A 17,611-nucleotide genomic window follows, 5' to 3' on the forward strand; every position below is an offset into this window, starting at 1 on the left:
ATGGAATGGCGTTGTTGTCGCCCGCGCCAACCATACGCAAGACAAGGAATCGTGCGCCGAACCGGCAGCCACGTGCCGCTACGTATCAGGCCCTTGCGATTTGCCATACAGCGATCGCAGCTATTGCAGCCGGTATTGCGGCGACAATCAAGAAGATGGGCAGTTCCTGCATCACCGTGTAACCCGCTTTGGTCACGCCCACCCACATGTTAACCAGCGCCATCGCAAGCCAGAGGGGAATGAAAGCTTTCGCGGCGACAGCCACACTTGCCGAATCCTCGCCCCACAGCCAACCGAACAGGCAGAATACACCGAACAGGGCAATGCCGCCCAGAATCACCAACATCATATGCATGATGCCAACCTTTCATGCCTCGCAGGCGAGAACGGGCGCTGAAGCCCGTTCCACCAGTCGTTACTTGGTCGTATAGCCGCCGTTGACGAGAATGGTTTGGCCCGTCATCCACCAACCATCCGAGACCATAAAACGGATGTAGGGGACGATGTCCTCGATGTCGGTAAGTCCCGTCTTGGAGAAACCGGAGAGCGCCGCCGCGGTCTTATGGTAGGCGACGGCATCCGCGCCTTCGGCGGGATAGAAAAACGGGGTGTCCATCGGGCCGGGCCCGATCGCCGTGACCGAGATGCCGCGCTCACCGAACTCCTTCGAGGCTGCGCGGGTGAAATGCTCGACCGGCGCCTTGGTGCCGGCATAGCTCGCATAGAAAGGTGTGAAAGCGCCGAGCAATGAGGTCACCAGCGTTACCAGCTTGCCGTTGTCATTAAGGTGCCTGCCGGCTTCCTTGATGAAGAAGAATGCGGTTTTCGCGTTGACGGCACTCATCTCATCATATTCGGCTTCAGATATCTCCAGGATTGGCTTCTTAAGGACCTTACCCACCGTGTTGATTGCAATGTCAGGCCGGCCGATGGCAGCCACAGCCTCGGCGAACAGCTTTTCGACGGCGCCCGCCGTTGTCAGGTCGGCTTGCAATGCCACTGCCTCGGCACCGGCCGCCTTGACTGCGGTCACTGTTGCATCCGCCTCCCCTTTGGTGGCAGCGCTGTTATAATGGATCGCGATTGCTTTTGCGCTGTGTGAGGCGAGATCGCGTGCTATCAGCCCGCCCAAATTCTTGGCGCCCCCGGCGATGATGACGGTTTTACCCTTGATACTGTGATCGGTCATGGATGGCCTCCTTTTGCAGATGGGCAGCCGCATCTGCGCCCGCCGTCGCCAGCCAGAGTATCGTCTGGATTTTCGTGATAAAGTCATCCATTCTGGTTTCACTTGTTTGAAACCCCGCACAATCTGAGGCTCTTGTGGATCGCGTCGACCTCTTTCGTGTGTTCACCCGCGTTGTGGAGTGCTCAAGCTTTACACGTGCAGCAGACACACTCGGCCTGCCACGGTCTACGGTTTCGGCTGCCGTTCTGGAACTGGAGGCGCGGGTCGGCGCCCGCCTGCTTCACCGGACCACCCGCAAGGTTTCAGCGACGCAGGATGGGTTGGCTTTTTACGAGAGGTGCCAGCGCATTGTCTCGGATGTCGAGGACACCGAGAACATCTTCCGACAAACCATCTCACGGCCATCGGGCAGGCTGAGGATCGACGTTCCGGGCCGGATCGGCCGGTTGATAATCGCGCCGGCCTTGCCGGATTTCCTTCATCGATTCCCTTTGATCGATATCGAGCTGGGGGTTACCGACCGCGCAGTCAATCTCATTGAAGAGAGTGTGGATTGTGTTTTGCGGGTCGGTGCCTTGACCGACTCCGGTTTGATCGCGCGACAGATAGGCAGGCTGCCACTCATCAACGTCGGCAGCCCAGCATATTTTGCCGCGCATGGCACACCTTTCGCCCCGGACGATCTGTCGCAACATTGGGCTATTAACTACGCATCTCCTTCCACGGGGAGAATTGAAAGCTGGGAATGGCTGGAAAACGACACCGTTCGCTCGATGTCTATGCGCGCCCGCGTGACGGCCAACAGTGCAGAGGCCTATATTGCATGTTGTCTGGCAGGAATGGGTCTTATTCAGATACCCGCCTACGACGTCCGAGATCACTTGCAAAACGGCGCCCTGATCGAGGTGATGCCGGATTACAGGGCCCAATCCCTGCCCATGGCGTTGCTCTATCCACACAGGCAGCACCTCTCCCATCGTTTGCAGGTCTTCATAGACTGGTTGGAGGCATTGCTTAAACGGGAGCTCCTGAGCGACGCCATTCTTCTTGAGGATTGACCTGGCACCGAGATAAAAATGAGATTGTCCGCCAGCGGACCGATCACGCAAGACAACTGACGCCCAGGCAAATCACCACCGCGACAGTGCTGGCGGCGGAGGCTCCATGACGCGCCCTCAACGCATGTGTCACCTTCCGGCATGATGGACACAGGCCGAAACAGTCATCATAGTGCAGCAATAGAGCGACGCTACGGTCCGTCACTGAATGGCGTCACGGGCAGAGGCCGGCTCTTCCGAGAGCGAAGAGAAAGTTCGGGCAACCATCCCTGCCTCGGCCATTATGGGATTCACTGGCCTGCCGGCTCAGCTGGATGCTCTTCTCATGTTAACGCGGTGCGCCGCGCTGGAGGACAAGGCGAATGAAAACGAGATTTCTCGGTGGGACTGTCCTCGCTTTGGTGCTCTCCACCGCAATTGCCTCCGCTCAGCAGGCCTCTGACACTGTCGCGCCCGAAAAAGCGACGGGAGCTGCAACTGCCAGACGTGTCGAGTCAAAGAGCTTCATGGTCGCCGCGGCCAATCCCCTCGCGGCTGAGGCGGGACGCGAGGTGATCGCAGCGGGCGGAAACGCCATAGATGCGATGGTGGCGGTGCAGACCGTGCTGGGCCTTGTCGAACCGCAGAGTTCCGGTCTCGGCGGCGGTGCCTTCCTGGTTTATTACCATGCAAAAAGCGGCAAGTTGACGACGTTGGACGGCCGTGAGACGGCGCCACGGGAAGCTACGCCTAAGCTCTTCCTGGATGATAAAGGTCAGCCGCTTAAATTCTTGGACGCAGTCATTGGCGGCCGTTCCGTTGGCACGCCGGGGACGGTGCGACTTCTGGAGGAAGCCCATAAACGCTATGGAAAAGCGGAATGGGCGAGCCTTCTGAAGCCCGCCGAAAAGCTGGCGACCGAGGGGTTCAAAGTATCACCGCGTCTTGCCTCCCTCATCGCTTCGGAGGGCGACCGGCTGAAGAAATATACAGAAGCCCGGTCATATTTCTTCGACGCCTCAGGGGCCGCCCTGCAAACCGGTGCCGTGTTGAAGAATCCGGCCTATGCGGAAACGCTTGCCGTGCTTGCCAAAGGCGGTGCCGACGCTTTTTACAAGGGGACAATCGCCGAAGCGATTGTCAAGACCGTGCGCGAAGCCGCCGACAATCCGGGCGTCTTGTCGCTGACCGACCTGTCCAACTATCGTGTGATCGAGCGCGCACCGGTCTGCTTCAATTATCGCGCTCTTGATGTGTGCGGGATGGGACCGCCGTCTTCGGGTGCCGTCGCCGTCGGTCAAATACTCGGCCTGTCGGAGAATTTCGACCTGAAGAGCCTAGGGCCGAAGAATGTCGAAAGCTGGCGCATTATCGGCGATGCGCAACGCCTCGCCTTTGCCGACCGCGAGCGTTATGTCGCTGACGCCGATTTCGTCCCCCTGCCGATCAAGGGCCTGCTGGACAAGAGCTACCTAAGCGAAAGGGCAAAGCTGCTCGATGGCGACAAGGCGTTGGCCAAGGATGCCGTCAAGGCCGGCGAACCTGAATGGGACCACGCGCTCCTTTTGGGCCGGGATGCGGCGCTCGAGTTGCCCTCCACGAGCCATTTTGTCATTGCCGACAAGGACGGCAATGTGGTCTCTATGACGACGACAATCGAAAACGGCTTCGGCTCGCGTCTGATGACGAATGGTTTCCTGCTCAATAACGAGTTGACAGACTTCTCGTTCAAGACTCACGACGGCGGCCTGCCGGTCGCCAACCGCGTTGAGCCCGGTAAACGGCCGCGCTCGTCGATGGCCCCGACTATCGTGATGAAGGATGGAAGACCCCTGCTCGCCATTGGTTCACCCGGCGGCAGCCAGATCATCGGCTATGTGGCACAGGCGCTGATCGCCTACATTGACTGGGGCATGCCCGTTGAGGCGATCGTCGCCCAGCCACATCTCATCAACCGGTTCGGCACATACGATGTCGAGGCCGGCACCAGCGCAGAAGATCTGGTGGGATCGCTCAAGGCGCTGGGTTACGAGGTAAAACCGGGTGAAATGAATTCCGGTTTGCATGCCATTGAGATGACCGCAAACGGGTTGGCCGGCAGCGCCGATCCCCGGCGCGAGGGAGCCGTTGTCGGAGAGTGAATGCGTCACGGCCACGAGCACCAGAACAGCGTGGAGGGTGTCTATCCGCCTGTATGATCTGGATACCAGACTAACGCCGCAGCCCATCCATGACCAGCCGGACGATCCTGTGCGCGCGGTCACGCCAATCCGGCCCTTCCGGTATGGAATAGATGCCGAAGAGCGCGTTCAGGACATCCGCACCTGCGATGTCTCCCTTTACGGCGTCAGCCTTGACGGCATTGTCGAGTAGCTCCTCGAACGCCGTATGCAACAGCTTCGAGCCCTCCGCAAAAAGGGCGGAGTTGGAGGTGAACAGGAGTTTCAGACTGTTGGCCATGCCCCTTTTTGCCGCCATGTAGCTAACAAACCGGTTCATCCATTCTTCAACGGCTTTCGCGGGCTCTTCTTCCCGGATCAGGTCGCGCGCGGCCGTCGCAAGAATTTCCAGCTCGCGCCGATAGACGCTCTCCACCAGATGTTCGCGCGTCGGGAAGTGCCGGTACAGTGTCCCTATGCCAACGCCTGCACTCCTGGCAATATCTTCCAGCGAAGCCGCCGCGCCCTGCTCTGAAAATGCCAGCGCCGCGACTTCAATCAGCTTTTCCCGATTTCGCCGGGCGTCTGCACGCAAAGGGGCCGGTTCAACCGGACTCGTCTGCTCCTTGGGCACGTGAAAGGCCGCTCCATTAAAAAATAGCTTGACGGACGACTGCAAGCCACTAAGTTAAACGGAGGCGCCTCCGTTTATGGGTGCGCCATTCGCTTCTTTAAATCAGATATGAGGCGGATGTCATGCCGAAATCAACGATTGGCGCTGATGAGCTCCCGACAACTCCAGAGTTCCTGAGGAACTTAACCTTCTGTCGCTCATTCTGATGTCACAATGCAGGAGGCACTTATGACACGATCGGCCGATAGCATCAGACATAACGATAATCCCGCAGATTGGTTGCGTCGCAGTGCCGATGCCTCAATCTTGGCAACACCTCAGCAAGCTTTTTCCACTGACAGGGCCTACGACGTCCTGGACTTTGCCATCGAGACCATGAAGGCAGGGCTTGAGGTGGCGCTGTGCACCTTGGTGGAAATACGCGGAGGCTCGTCCCGGCCGCTTGGCGCGCATATGGCGGTAGCGGAGGATGGCAGGTACTGCGGATATGTTTCTGGCGGATGCACGGAAGCGGCTATCGCAGCCGAAGCCTTGCAAGCGATGAAGAGCGGCCATGATCGCTTCGTCATGCTGGGCGAAGGCTCGCCGTTCTTCGATATCGTGCTGCCCTGCGGAGGCGGTATTACGGTTGCGATTCATCTTGTCAGGAACGTTGAACCGCTCTGTTCCACCAACATGCAGGTCGATCACCGGCAATGCGCATCGCTTTGTTATGCACCGGGTCTCGAGCAACTTTCGCCCGGTCTCCAGAGCAAGCCGACCGGCTGGGATGGCGATGTCTTTGTCACCCACTATCGGCCAAAAGTACGGACGGTTTTTTCCGGGCGCTCGCTCGAAGTGGAAAACGCCGTCAGCGTCGCGAGAGCTGCAGGATACGACGTTGTTCTCCTTGAGGATTCGCCGGGAACCAAAATCGATGCATCGTTGATTGATCCCGACACGGCCGTTGCAGTTCTCCAGCATGACCTGGATCGGGAAATCCCGTTACTTGAGGCCGCTCTGCGCGCATCCCCTTTTTACATTGGCGCACTCGGTAGCTCCCGCACTCATGAGAAACGCGTCGAGCGATTGCGCCAGAGGGGTCATTCGGATGAGTCAATCGCCCGGATCAAGGCTCCGATCGGCGTTTTCGGGCGGGCAAGAGACGCTCAGTCACTGGCGCTGTCGGTCATCGCCGACATCGCAGCGTCGCGACAGCTCAACGTAACAAACAGCTAGAGCAGAAGACCGTCGCATCAACAAGCCGACGGCTGGTCACAGGCAAACCATTACCGTGAGTTCCATGGGTGCCGCGACAGATCCTCCAGCGCGGGCCTTCAGACGAGGGAGATGTCCAATGCGATTTAACATCAACGGAACGGCAGTGGAGGTCGAGGCAGACATCCGCACTTCGCTGCTTGATCTCATGCGCAACTATCTGGGATTTACCGGCACCAAGAAAGGGTGTGATCAAGGCGCATGCGGCGCATGCACCATTCTGGTGGATGGCGAGCGCATCAACTCCTGTCTCGCGCTCGCGGTCCAGTATCAGGGGCGTAACATCACGACTGTCGAGGGCCTCGCCGCAAACGGCAACCTTCATCCCCTGCAAAAAGCCTTCATAGAGCATGACGGCTTTCAATGCGGCTATTGCACACCCGGCCAACTCTGTTCCGCCGTCGGCATGGCGGCAGAAATTGAACGAAATATTCCGAGCGTCGTCACCGCCGATCTTTCGAGCGACAGCATCGCCGTCGACGACACCGAGATTCGCGAACGCATGAGCGGCAATCTCTGTCGCTGTGGAGCCTATAACGGCATCGTTGAAGCCATATCTGAAACGCTGGTGCAGCAGACGGCGGTCCAAACCGATGAGAGGGCACGGGCATGAATATCTTCTCCTATCACCAGGCATCTGATGCTGGGTCGGCGATCGCACTCAAACAGGCCGGGCCGGCGGCGAAATATCTGGGCGGCGGCACCAATCTTGTCGATCTCATGCGCGAGACGGTCGAAAGACCGGAAACGCTGATCGATGTCACGCGGCTATCGAGCAGCATCGAACAGCGCACCGATGGCAGCCTGCTGATCGGAGCGGGGGTGAAGAACACGGCGCTCGCGGCCCATGGCGCGGTGCGGACCCAATTCCCGGTTCTCTCCCGGGCCATCCTGGCAGGAGCAAGCGCGCAGATTCGAAACGTCGCGACGGTCGGAGGCAATATCCTCCAACGCACCCGGTGTCGGTATTTCTATGACAATGCCGCCCATTGCAACAAGCGTGAACCGAGTTCGGGCTGCGACGCGCTGGAAGGTTTCAACCGCTACCACGCAATCCTTGGGGCATCTCAAAGCTGCATCGCGACCCATCCTTCCGACATGTGCGTTGCGCTCGTCGCACTGGATGCAATGGTGCACCTTGAGGGGCCATCCGGCACGCGCAGCCTGCCGCTGCGCGATCTTCACCGTCTGCCGGGCGACACACCCCAGATAGAAACGGCACTTCATCCGGACGAGCTCATCACGGCCGTCGAAATCCCAGCGCTGCCTTTTGCAAAAAGATCCGCTTACCGAAAGGTCAGGGACCGTGCGAGTTACGCCTTCGCTCTCGTTTCCGTCGCCGCGGCGCTTGATGTCGATAGCGCAGGTAACGTGAACGACGTGAGGCTGGCGCTCGGCGGCGTCGCGCACAAGCCGTGGCGCGCTCTCACTGCTGAATCGCATCTTAAAGGTCAGCCGGCAAACGCGAAGACTTTCCGCGCTGCGGCGGAGGCCGAACTCGCGGACGCTGTCGGTCTGCGAGACAATGCTTTCAAGATCGAACTGGCAAAACGCACTATTGTCGCCGTTCTGGAAGAACTGAAGGGAGAAAACGCATGAGCGCTGATACCCACACGCTGCCGGAAGCGGGCAGACAAGGTCGCTGGCAACCTGCCGTTACGAAAGATCCGCTGCTGCGCAAACATGGCGCCCTCGGGCAATCCATATCGCGCATCGAAGGTCCCATGAAGGTTCAGGGCAGGACGCGATTTGCGGCGGAGTTTCCCTATGACAACATCAGCTATGCGGCGCTCGCTTTCAGCACCGTTGCCCGCGGACGCATCTCCGAGCTGAATGTGAGTGCAGCGGAGGCCGCGCCCGGCGTCATTCTCGTCATGACCTACAGAAACGCACCGAGGATGAAGGCGCCGTCGCTGATGATGTCGTCTCCGACAGCTGCCGGGGCGAGCAATCTTCCCGTAATGCAAAACGACGAAATCCACTGGAACGGTCAGCCGATCGCTCTGGTTCTGGCCGAAACGCAGGAACAGGCGGATTACGCTGCATCGTTGGTCACGGCAAAGTATGAACTGCTGCCGGCGGTCACGTCCTTCGATGAAGCCAAGAAATCGCCCAGGCAGCTCGAAAACCTGCTTGGTCAGCCTCCATTTGTTGAAATCGGCGACGCGGAAGCCGCGCTTGCAAGTTCGCAGGTGAAGGTCGATCTCATCTACAGAACACCACGCCACAATCACAATGCCATAGAACTGCATGCAGCAACGATCGTCTGGAACGATGATGAGCTGCGCGTTCATGATGCGAGCCAGCTGCTAGACCTTACCACAGGCCAGCTCGCGGATATATTCGGGCTAGATATCAGCAAGGTCCATGTAACCTCGCCCTATGTCGGCGGTGGCTTCGGTGGGAAATGTTTCTGGGATCATCAGATCCTGGCTTGCGCGGCAGCCAAACTTGCGGGGCGCCCCGTGCGCATCATGCTGTCGCGGGAAGGTGTCTTCAGGATCATAGGCGGTCGCACCGTAACCGAACAGCGTGTGGCCTTGGGTGCCAGGACCGATGGAACACTTAATGCGTTGATCCACACCGGAACCGCGGCGATGACGACGCACAATTCCTGTCCGGAACAATTCACCTTTCCGGCCCGCCATCTCTATGGCGCCAGAACGTTCCGCATCGGTCAAGATGTCGCCGATCTGGACATGCTGGCAAATACTTTCATGCGTGCGCCGGGCGAGTCCGTCGGGACTTTCGCACTTGAATGTGCACTGGATGAACTCGCGGAGAAATTGGAACTGGATCCCATCGAGCTGCGCCGGCGGATCGAGCCGGAAAAGGACCCGACGACCGGCAAGCCGTTCTCGTCGCGCTTTCTCATCGAAGCTTACGACAAGGGCGCAGAGCAATTCGGCTGGGATAAAAGGAGCCGGACACCACGTCAAAGACGTGAAGGCGAATGGCTTATCGGCATGGGATGCGCCACCGCGACCTATCCTTACCATCGCTTTCCCGGCGGCGCGGCCCGGATCAAGCTGACAGCAGACGGCCATGTTACCGTGTCGACGGCCGTCCATGACATGGGTATGGGCACCGCCACGGCTCAGGTGCAGCACCTAGCGGCACGACTGGGCCTGCCGCTCGAGCATGTCACGTTCGAGTATGGCGACAGCAGACTGCCGAGAGGCGTGATCGCCGGAGGCTCCACTCAGACCGCCTCCATAGGCGGGGCGATCATTGCCGCAACCGAGGTCTTCATGGAAGAGCTGATCAAGCTTGCCGGGAATGACTCGCCCCTTGCGGGGCTGTCGCTTTCTGAAGTCGAGGCGAGAGATGGTGGGCTATCGCATGTGAGCGATAGCAGCCGGTTTGAGAGCTACCAATCGATCCTCCAGAGGGCGGGTCGAGAAGAGCTCGTCTGCGAGGCAGAGGCACCAGCGCCAGCCGAAATGGAAGCTTTTTCAATGCATTCCTATGGTGCGCAGTTCTGCGAGGTGCGCGTCAGCGCACTCACCGGCGAGACGCGCGTCTCCCGCTTCCTGGGTTCCTTCGACGCCGGGCAGATCCTCAATCCCAAAATGGCGACCAGCCAGTTCAAAGGCGGCATCATAATGGGCATCGGGCTTGCCCTGACCGAAGAAACCTATTTCGATGAGCGGACTGGACGCATCGTGAACGCCTCCCTGGCGGATTATCATGTGCCGGTGCAAATGGACGTACCGCCTATTGAAATCCTCTACACCAACAAGCCCGACCCGCAGGCGCCGATGGGCGCACGTGGCATCGGTGAAATCGGTATAACAGGGGTTGGCGCAGCCGTTGCAAACGCAGTCTATAACGCAACGGGTATTCGTGTTCGCGATCTGCCCGTCACCCTGGACAAGCTGATGGCCGGTCTCGACTGACGCGTTCGACAACATCAACGCCCTCAGCATTTCCGCCGCGGTCCAAACCGCTCGCCGCCGACACGGAGCGCTAAAATTCGAGGTCGAGCTTGGACCTCGACCCCGCCTGCAAGCGACAGCAATGTCGGTAAACGGTCCACAAAATCTGTCTGCCTGGATGGGCAGTAAGCCCTGCCCATCGGCAAAGAGCGCAGAGACCACCGGCATTACCCTTCGCCTATGGTTTTTGCGGTTTGCATACCGTCGAGTTGGCCGCTCTGGCGGCCTCCTTAGCGCTCCGGGCATGACCTACGGCATTCGTTTGTTCCTGCGCGGATCACGCGGCAGTCATAGCGAGAGGTTAGCCGTTGTTGGCTGCGCTGAGGACGGCCTTGACCGAAGCCGTGGCGATGTCATCGTCGATGCCGATCCCGAAAACCGTGACGCCATCACGAGTGCGGCATTCCAGGTAGGCGACCGCTTGGGAATTCGCGCCGCGTTTCAGAGAATGTTCGTGATAGTCGAGGACTTCCAACGTCACCCCACAGCCCTCCTCCAGCGCCGAGACCGCACTGGAGATCAGGCCATTCCCACGGCCTGTGATCGCAATCACACGACCTCTGTGACGGATGCGCCCGACAAACACGCGTTCTTTCCCGGCGCTCCGACGGCTTTCATCCTGATAATCAACCAGTTCAAACGGCTGCGGCCCGGTTAGATGGTAAGCATCTTCGAAGATCGACCAGATCATAGCGGCCGTGATTTCCCTGCCGGTGCTCTCAGCGAACTCCTGCACACGGCGGCTGAGATCGATCTGAAGCGAGCGCGGCAGTTTCAAACCCTTGTCCTGTTCAATCACCCAGGCAATACCTCCTTTGCCGGACTGGCTGTTGACGCGGATGACTGCCTCGTATGTCTCGCCTATGTCCGCCGGATCAACTGGCAGATAGGGCATTTCCCAGATACCGTCATTGCGTTTTCTGTGGGCCGTGAACCCTTTCCGGATCGCGTCCTGGTGCGAGCCCGAGAAGGCCGTGTGCACCAGTTCGCCGGCATAGGGATGGCGCGGGTGCACCGGCAGTCCGTTGCAATGCTCGACGGTATTCACGACATCGCGGATCGCGGGAAAATAGAGTTTCGGATCGATCCCTTGGGTGTAGAAATTCATTGCCAGCGTCACCAGGTCCACATTGCCGGTCCGCTCGCCATTCCCGAACAGGCATCCCTCAACACGGTCGGCCCCGGCAAGTAACGCCTGCTCGGCCGCCGCCACGGCCGTTCCCCTATCATTGTGAGGATGCACGCTGATAACCACCGCATCACGGCGCGAGATGTTGCGGCCGAACCACTCGATCTGGTCTGCATAAACGTTGGGTGTCGCGACTTCGACCGTTGCCGGCAGGTTGAGGATCGCTGGACGTTCGGAGGTCGGCTGCCAAACGTCCAACACCCGTTCACAAATCTCAAGCGCAAAATCAGGCTCGGTGAAGCAGAAGGTTTCGGGTGAATACTGAAAGGTCCAGTGGGTGTCGGGTCGCTTCAGGCTTTCCTCCAGCATCGCCGTGACGCCGGTGACGGCCAGATCGATGATCTGATGCCGCTCCATCCCGAAGACCACACGGCGGAACAGCGGAGCCGTTGCGTTATAGAGGTGAACGATCGCCCGGCGCGTGCCCTCGAGCGCTTCGAAGGTGCGGACAATAAGATCTTTACGGGATTGGGTAAGCACCTGAATCGTTACGTCGTCGGGAATCCGATCTTCTTCGATCAGCGCACGGACAAAGTCGAATTCGGTCTGTGACGCCGATGGAAAGGCGATCTCAATTTCCTTGAAGCCTACGGCGAGCAGCATGTCGTAAAAGCGTAGCTTGCGTTCCACATCCATCGGATCGGCAAGCGCTTGATTGCCGTCGCGCAGGTCGGTGGACAACCAGCGAGGCGCTTTCATGAGCCGGTTGGACGGCCACCTGCGGTCCTGCAGCTCGATGGGAGAGACGAAAGGGCGGTATTTGATTTCAGGATTGGTCAACATGGCGCGATCCGTTGCGATGCGTTTTGTGAAGGATTCGACACGGCCATTACGATCGCCGGGAAGCCGTCAGGCCCGACGATCGCCGGTAAGTCGCAACACGTCGCAAACCGTTAAACAGGCAAACGCATGGGCCGCGCGTCCAACGGCCACGCCGAGCGCCGCAGGATACGGCTCTTCGATGCAGTCAATAAGGCGGTTGCGGTCGGTCACCTGGCGAAAACTCTCTGCTGTTAGATGGCCTACCGTAGTGAGCGCGAAGCTGATATTCTAACGCCGGGTGATCATCGATCGTCGCAAAAGGATCAGTTTTGAAAAGCGGCATAAACATTACCAACGAGATCGCCGTCATCACCCACGACGAAAACCGCTTTTCGGGGCCGAGGCACAGTCACGAAGAGGCTCAGCTTCTATATGCCGTCAGCGGGGTTGTATCGATCAGGACGGATCGGGGCACTTGGGTCGTTCCGCCAAGCCGGGCGGTCTGGCTACCGCCCAAGCTGGCGCACGAAACGTCGAGCCATTCAGGCGTGCAGTTCCGGTCACTTCTGATTGACACGAGCGAAATAGGGGGGCTTCCCGACGAATGCCTTGTGGTGACGATCACCCCTCTTTTGCGGGAATTGATTCTGAAACTTGCCGAGCTTGCTGAGAAGCCACAAAGTCGGGAGCAAGCGGACGCCGTCGTCAGGCTGCTCCTGATGGAACTTTCCTTTCAGCCAGCGCAGCCGCTCAACCTGCCGATACCGAAGCATTCCGGCTTGGCGCAAATGTGCGAGCAGTTCCGTACCAATTCGGCGGAAAATCTCTCCATCGAAGATGCAGCGACCAGGCTTCACATGAGCAGAGCCACCTTTATGCGGACATTCAGGCGTGAAACCGGCATGAGTTTCGGGCAATGGCGCCAACAGGCCCGGATGCTCGATGCCTTGACGATGCTGGCAGAAGGCAGAAGCGTCCTCGATGTCGCCCTTGAGTGTGGCTACAATAGCCCAAGCGCCTTTTCTGCCGTGTTTCGCCGATCACTCGGGTGCCCGCCCAGCACTTATTTTTAAGCCAGCCCGGATTCTGGTCATCACCTCGTTTAGCGCATCGACTGCGCGTTTGCATGCCAGACGATCAAGCCTCCGCAATTTAGTTGCAGTCAATCCCGCATGAGGCTGAATTCGGCTTGTCGCGCTGATCCGTCCACCCCTGTGCAATCCGCATCGCCACCGCCGGTCAACAACTTGAACGCCGTAACGGGGCCGCCAAACCCGCGAGGTTAAACCGACAGACCGAACGGTTGCTGAGCGACGAGATGCACGACTTCCGCTCCCCGCGGAATCCAGCCATTGATCACGTCCATAGGATATTGCAGGTTCCAGCAGCGCCTCGTCACAGAGGCTCATGGAAAGCCCGCAAACCATGGGAGGAAAACTGTGTCCAACAGAGACGACAATGATCGGCCGCCCAAAGAACGCCCCGTCGGGCCCCGTGTTTTCGTTATCCTGCTTGCCGCAGGGCGTTCCAGTCGCATGGGAGAGACAGGTGCATCCAAGTTGCTTGCGGAATTTGGCGGCGTTGCTCTCGTACGACGTTCTGCGCAGGTCGCGCTCGGTTCGACTGCCGACAGTGTGGTCGTTGTAACGGGGCACCGCCGGTTTGAAATCGAAGCTGCGCTTGATGGCTTGGGAGTCGAGTGTCTCGAAAACCCGCTATACGGCCGCGGCATGGCGACCTCGATTGCGGCGGGGGTCTCATACTGCCATGCTCGGGGAGCGGATGCAGTTCTGGTCCAGCTTGCCGACATGCCGGGCTTGGCAAGCGGCGATCTCGATCGGCTCATTGCGGCTTTTCGAACGACCGATGGTGAGGCGGTTGTACGTGCGACGGGAAACGGGAAGCCGGGGAATCCCGTAATACTTCCTAAATCGCTGTTTGAGGCCGTCACCCACCTCGAAGGCGATGTTGGGGCTCGTCGGATCATAGAAACATCCGGCCTACCCATCATTTATGTGGAGATCGGAGAAGGTGCGTTGCTCGACGTAGACACGCCCGATGCGATACACGCCGCGGGGGGAACGCTGAAAGGTTAGTCCTAGCGCCATCGTCGGTCAGCGTAGCAAGACCCGTCGCTCGTTGTTCATCAGTGCAATGTCAGGGACTCTTAGATTGAAGATCTCGCCTTCTCCCATTTATAGTTCTTCATATAGTCGAGGAACGCACGCATGGCCGCGCTCGGAAGGCGGCGGCTGGGATAATACAGGAACCAGTGCGGCAGGGTCGGGCTCCAGTCGGGGAGTAACTCCACCAGTCGACCATCCTGAAGGTAGGGCCTGGCGTAATCATCAAAGACATGGGCGATACCTCTTCCCGCAAGTGCTGCCTGTAGTTCATTGTGCGCCGAACTGACCGTCAGGCGGCCGGTTGGGGTGACTTCAATTTCCTCGTCGCCCTCGGCAAATCGCCAGGTGACCAGCGTGCCGCCGGGAAAGCGGCGTTTGACACAGTCATGACTGACAAGTTCGTGCGGCGTCTGTGGTTGCCCGCACCTCTCGATGTAATCAGGAGAAGCAACGATTGCATAACGAAGTGCAGGACCAAGCGGCAGAGCGATCATATCCTGCGCCAGTTGCTTGCCGAACCTGACACCGGCATCGAAACCCTGTTCCACGATGTCTATGACGGCCGCGTCGCTGATAATTTCGATCTTCACCTCGCGGTATACCTCCATAAAATCGAAGACCAGTGGGCAGAGGAAGTGATCGACTGCAGGCGCAGGCGCGTTGATCCTGAGGGTCCCCGACGGGCTATCGCGTAATTCATCGACCTCTGCGATGGCGAGCCTGATGTCGCTCAACGCAGGCGCAAGACGCTCGAGAAGACGCTGCCCTGCCTCGGTCGGAGACACGCTCCTCGTTGTTCGATTAAGAAGCCGGATGCCCAGAGCTTCCTCCAGAGCATTCATCGTTTGGCTCAAGGCCGATGAAGAAACCCCCCGTTCAAATGCCGCGGCTCGGAAGCCGCCGCAGCGCACGATGGCGACAAACACGTCGAAGCTGTCTAGCCGAACAGGGTCCATTGCTAAGTTTTTCTAATCAAGTTGATAAAGTTAATGCAGGTTATCAGATCAATGACGTCATGTCATGGTTCCCTGAGTTAAGGCCTGCGCTCTGGTGCACCTCTGCCCCATTGAGGGGCAAACCGAGGCAGTGCGCTCAACGAAAGAGGAAAGAAAGATGAACGCCTTCACTCTGAACAGACGTGCCATCATGCTGTCCGCGGTTGCAGGCGCGTCAAGCATGATCCTCCCAAGCCTGGGCGGCCCGGGCAATGCCCGTGCCCAGACGGCTTCGGCAGCGGCCGGCAATGCCGGTCATTATCGCTTTCGGGTGGGAGAGATCAGCGCAACCGTCTTGAGCGATGGGGTGATTGGTGGTCCGCCACGCATTTACGCCAGTGATGCCCCGGAGGCCGAGCTTCAGGATGTGCTGCGACAGGCATTTCTGCCGACCGACCACATGACACTCTATCTCAACACGCTGCTGATCGAAACCGGTGGCCGGCGGATTCTGATCGAAGCCGGCGCTGGCAAGACCATGGGTCCGAACGGTGGCCGCATCTTCGATAACCTCGCGGCAATCGGTCTCGATGCCGCTGACATTGATGTGATCGTCATCTCGCATACCCACCCGGATCATGTCGGCAACCTAAGAACTGCAGGCGGTGGCAAGGCCTTCCCTCGTGCCACAGTCTTTGTCCCGAGGGCGGATTGGGACTTCTTTGTCCGCACCGATCCGGACCTATCCTACATGCCTGTCCCGGAGGATTTCCGGACACGATTTGCGGCAAACATCAAGAATAGCCTCGAACCCTTCAGGAACGATGTTGAACTATATGAGGCCGGCACCGAGATTGCGCCGGGTCTGGCGACGATCGTCGCGTCTGGCCACACACCCGGCATGGCGACCTTCCTCGTTCATTCCGGAAATGACCAGCTGCTGCTGACGGCAGACCTTGCCTATCACCCTGTCGTCAACGTCGACAGGCCTTGGGTGCCAGGCCCCGACCGCGATAAGGAAACAGCCCTTTCCTCCCGTCGTCGCATATTTGACAGGGCGGCCGCCGAGCGTATGCCGGTTCTTGGCTTTCATTATCCTTTCCCCGGTCTTGGCCGGATGCTGAAGACCGATGACGGCTATGCCTGGGTCCCCGCCAACTGGCAGTTTTGACGTCAACAACAATCGAGCAGGAAATCTCCCATGGATCAGTCAAAGATCAATCGTCGCGGCTTTCTCGGCACGGTGGGTGCGGCGGCAACCGGACTTGCACTCGCCAGCAGCACTACCGCGCAGGCTCAAGGCACGAACGTGTCGTCGGCCGCATCTGCCTCGAACCCGGAGGTGCTGACCCGGACCTTGCCTCGCACCGGGGAACGGGTCACAGCCCTCGGTCTCGGCACCTTTCTGACATTTGATCTAAAGCCCGGGGATCGCCGCGATGCCCTGCGACAGGTCTTTGAGCGATACGTCGCTGCAGGCGGTCGCGTGGTCGACACATCGCCTCTCTACGGCTCGGCGGAGGTCAGCGTCGGTCAGTTCATGGGCGAATTTGAGGGATCGGATGAGATGTTCCTCGCCAACAAGGTCTGGTCGACAGGAGAATATCTCGGAGACGAAAGCCATGCCGTTGAAAGCTTTCGGCAATCACGCATGCGGACATGGCGTGACACGATCAACCTGATGCAATGCCACAGCATCACCAATGCGCCGGTCGTTATTCCGCTGATGAAGGCATGGAAGAAGGAAGGTCTTATACGGCATGTCGGCGTGACCCATCACGAGTCGGCGGCACAGGACCAGCTGCTGGCGATTGTTCAACGCGACGATGTCGATTTCATTCAGACGAACTACTCGATCTTCAATCGCGATGCGGAGCGACGCCTCCTTCCAGCCGCCGCCGACAAGGGCGTTGGCGTCCTCATTAATCTACCGCTGGAAAAGGCACGATTGATGAAGGTCGTCGAGGGGCGACCGCTTCCCGGATTCGCAACCGAGTTTGGAGCGACCAGCTGGGCGCAGTTCTTTCTGAAATGGGTCATGGCACACCCCGCCGTTACGAGCGTGCTCTGCGGTACGTCAAACCCTGACCATATGAGTGACAATGTCCAGGCGATGACAGGCCCGCTTCCGGACGAGCGCATGCGTGCCCGGATGGTCGCGCATATGGAAACAATTTCCGGGTTCGGCTCCATCGGCACGATGCCATGGTACCCGGGCAAGGAGAATATGTATTCCGGCCTCATCCGCGAGGCGCAGGCCAATGCGGCGCAGCGCCTGCGGTAAAATACGCGGCCAGCTCGCCTTAGAGCATTTCGCCTCACCCTGTATTCTCGAGATAGTTTTTGGCATTCGGCGGGCCGGATGGTTTCGACCAGCCTGCCGAT

The 17,611-nt window shown here is 58.9% G+C and carries 15 protein-coding genes; 10 read left to right on the plus strand and 5 right to left on the minus strand.

Features of this window, described 5'->3' with window-relative positions; translation table 11 throughout:
* Window positions 1–85: 85 nt before the first annotated feature.
* A complete protein-coding gene (locus EYD00_RS17650; RefSeq protein WP_034497418.1) occupies window positions 86–355 on the minus strand; it encodes a hypothetical protein in 270 nt (89 codons plus the stop codon).
* Window positions 356–415: 60 nt separating this feature from the next.
* Window positions 416–1,189: an SDR family oxidoreductase gene (locus EYD00_RS17655; RefSeq protein ID WP_034497420.1), complete on the minus strand. Its 774-nt coding sequence runs from the start codon at window positions 1,187–1,189 to the stop codon at window positions 416–418.
* Between the two features lie 134 nt (window positions 1,190–1,323).
* On the opposite strand from EYD00_RS17655, the gene EYD00_RS17660 reads away from it, so the two are divergent.
* Both EYD00_RS17660 and ggt read left to right on the plus strand, forming a co-directional pair.
* Complete coding sequence (locus EYD00_RS17660; protein ID WP_034497422.1) at window positions 1,324–2,247, plus strand: LysR family transcriptional regulator; 924 nt, start codon at window positions 1,324–1,326, stop codon at window positions 2,245–2,247.
* Between the two features lie 362 nt (window positions 2,248–2,609).
* On the plus strand, window positions 2,610–4,367 hold the full coding sequence (gene ggt / locus EYD00_RS17665) for a gamma-glutamyltransferase (protein WP_034497425.1): 1,758 nt from the start codon (window positions 2,610–2,612) through the stop codon (window positions 4,365–4,367).
* Between the two features lie 70 nt (window positions 4,368–4,437).
* Here ggt and EYD00_RS17670 read toward each other — a convergent pair whose 3' ends face one another.
* Window positions 4,438–5,019: a TetR/AcrR family transcriptional regulator gene (locus EYD00_RS17670; RefSeq protein ID WP_034497665.1), complete on the minus strand. Its 582-nt coding sequence runs from the start codon at window positions 5,017–5,019 to the stop codon at window positions 4,438–4,440.
* Between the two features lie 228 nt (window positions 5,020–5,247).
* Between EYD00_RS17670 and EYD00_RS17675 the strand changes: the two genes are divergently transcribed.
* From EYD00_RS17675 to EYD00_RS17690, 4 genes are all read left to right on the plus strand, one after another.
* Window positions 5,248–6,237, plus strand: a complete 990-nt coding sequence (locus EYD00_RS17675) for an XdhC family protein (protein WP_081859456.1) — start codon at window positions 5,248–5,250, stop codon at window positions 6,235–6,237.
* A 118-nt stretch (window positions 6,238–6,355) separates the two neighbouring features.
* A complete protein-coding gene (locus EYD00_RS17680) occupies window positions 6,356–6,889 on the plus strand; it encodes a 2Fe-2S iron-sulfur cluster-binding protein (RefSeq protein ID WP_045531324.1) in 534 nt (177 codons plus the stop codon).
* Window positions 6,886–7,875, plus strand: a complete 990-nt coding sequence (locus tag EYD00_RS17685; protein ID WP_034497428.1) for an FAD binding domain-containing protein — start codon at window positions 6,886–6,888, stop codon at window positions 7,873–7,875. The genes EYD00_RS17680 and EYD00_RS17685 overlap by 4 nt, the downstream gene beginning before the upstream one ends.
* Window positions 7,872–10,175: a xanthine dehydrogenase family protein molybdopterin-binding subunit gene (locus EYD00_RS17690; protein ID WP_034497430.1), complete on the plus strand. Its 2,304-nt coding sequence runs from the start codon at window positions 7,872–7,874 to the stop codon at window positions 10,173–10,175. The genes EYD00_RS17685 and EYD00_RS17690 overlap by 4 nt, the downstream gene beginning before the upstream one ends.
* Before the next feature lie 340 nt (window positions 10,176–10,515).
* On the opposite strand, the gene leuA is transcribed toward EYD00_RS17690, so the two are convergent.
* Window positions 10,516–12,186, minus strand: a complete 1,671-nt coding sequence (gene leuA / locus EYD00_RS17695) for a 2-isopropylmalate synthase (RefSeq protein ID WP_034497432.1) — start codon at window positions 12,184–12,186, stop codon at window positions 10,516–10,518.
* Window positions 12,187–12,494: 308 nt separating this feature from the next.
* Between leuA and EYD00_RS17700 the strand changes: the two genes are divergently transcribed.
* Both EYD00_RS17700 and EYD00_RS17705 read left to right on the plus strand, forming a co-directional pair.
* Entirely contained in the window at window positions 12,495–13,238 is a 744-nt protein-coding gene (locus EYD00_RS17700) for an AraC family transcriptional regulator (RefSeq protein ID WP_034497433.1), read from the plus strand.
* Between the two features lie 366 nt (window positions 13,239–13,604).
* Window positions 13,605–14,261 (plus strand): nucleotidyltransferase family protein, encoded by a 657-nt coding sequence (locus EYD00_RS17705; protein WP_081859436.1) that lies wholly within the window; start codon window positions 13,605–13,607, stop codon window positions 14,259–14,261.
* 71 nt (window positions 14,262–14,332) lie between these two features.
* On the opposite strand, the gene EYD00_RS17710 is transcribed toward EYD00_RS17705, so the two are convergent.
* Window positions 14,333–15,247 carry a LysR family transcriptional regulator gene (locus tag EYD00_RS17710; RefSeq protein WP_034497436.1) on the minus strand — a complete coding sequence of 305 codons (915 nt, stop codon included), beginning with the start codon at window positions 15,245–15,247 and terminating at the stop codon, window positions 14,333–14,335.
* A 157-nt stretch (window positions 15,248–15,404) separates the two neighbouring features.
* Here EYD00_RS17710 and EYD00_RS17715 point away from each other — a divergent pair, with 157 nt between their 5' ends.
* Both EYD00_RS17715 and EYD00_RS17720 read left to right on the plus strand, forming a co-directional pair.
* Window positions 15,405–16,397 (plus strand): MBL fold metallo-hydrolase, encoded by a 993-nt coding sequence (locus EYD00_RS17715; protein WP_034497438.1) that lies wholly within the window; start codon window positions 15,405–15,407, stop codon window positions 16,395–16,397.
* Between the two features lie 30 nt (window positions 16,398–16,427).
* Entirely contained in the window at window positions 16,428–17,510 is a 1,083-nt protein-coding gene (locus EYD00_RS17720; protein ID WP_022563134.1) for an aldo/keto reductase, read from the plus strand.
* The last annotated feature ends 101 nt before the right edge of the window (window positions 17,511–17,611 follow it).

The sequence above is a fragment of the Agrobacterium sp. 33MFTa1.1 genome, from assembly GCF_004328495.1.
Lineage (GTDB): Bacteria > Pseudomonadota > Alphaproteobacteria > Rhizobiales > Rhizobiaceae > Agrobacterium > Agrobacterium pusense.

Excerpts from the sequence above, each read along its gene's own strand:
- EYD00_RS17685 (WP_034497428.1), top strand. The coding sequence starts at position 6,886 with ATGAATATCTTCTCCTATCACCAGGCATCTGATGCTGGGTCGGCGATC.
- EYD00_RS17690 (WP_034497430.1), top strand. The coding sequence starts at position 7,872 with ATGAGCGCTGATACCCACACGCTGCCGGAAGCGGGCAGACAAGGTCGC.
- EYD00_RS17655 (WP_034497420.1), bottom strand. The coding sequence starts at position 1,189 with ATGACCGATCACAGTATCAAGGGTAAAACCGTCATCATCGCCGGGGGC.
- EYD00_RS17710 (WP_034497436.1), bottom strand. The coding sequence starts at position 15,247 with ATGGACCCTGTTCGGCTAGACAGCTTCGACGTGTTTGTCGCCATCGTG.
- EYD00_RS17680 (WP_045531324.1), top strand. The coding sequence starts at position 6,356 with ATGCGATTTAACATCAACGGAACGGCAGTGGAGGTCGAGGCAGACATC.
- EYD00_RS17650 (WP_034497418.1), bottom strand. The coding sequence starts at position 355 with ATGCATATGATGTTGGTGATTCTGGGCGGCATTGCCCTGTTCGGTGTA.
- EYD00_RS17675 (WP_081859456.1), top strand. The coding sequence starts at position 5,248 with ATGACACGATCGGCCGATAGCATCAGACATAACGATAATCCCGCAGAT.
- EYD00_RS17715 (WP_034497438.1), top strand. The coding sequence starts at position 15,405 with ATGAACGCCTTCACTCTGAACAGACGTGCCATCATGCTGTCCGCGGTT.
- ggt (WP_034497425.1), top strand. The coding sequence starts at position 2,610 with ATGAAAACGAGATTTCTCGGTGGGACTGTCCTCGCTTTGGTGCTCTCC.
- EYD00_RS17720 (WP_022563134.1), top strand. The coding sequence starts at position 16,428 with ATGGATCAGTCAAAGATCAATCGTCGCGGCTTTCTCGGCACGGTGGGT.
- leuA (WP_034497432.1), bottom strand. The coding sequence starts at position 12,186 with ATGTTGACCAATCCTGAAATCAAATACCGCCCTTTCGTCTCTCCCATC.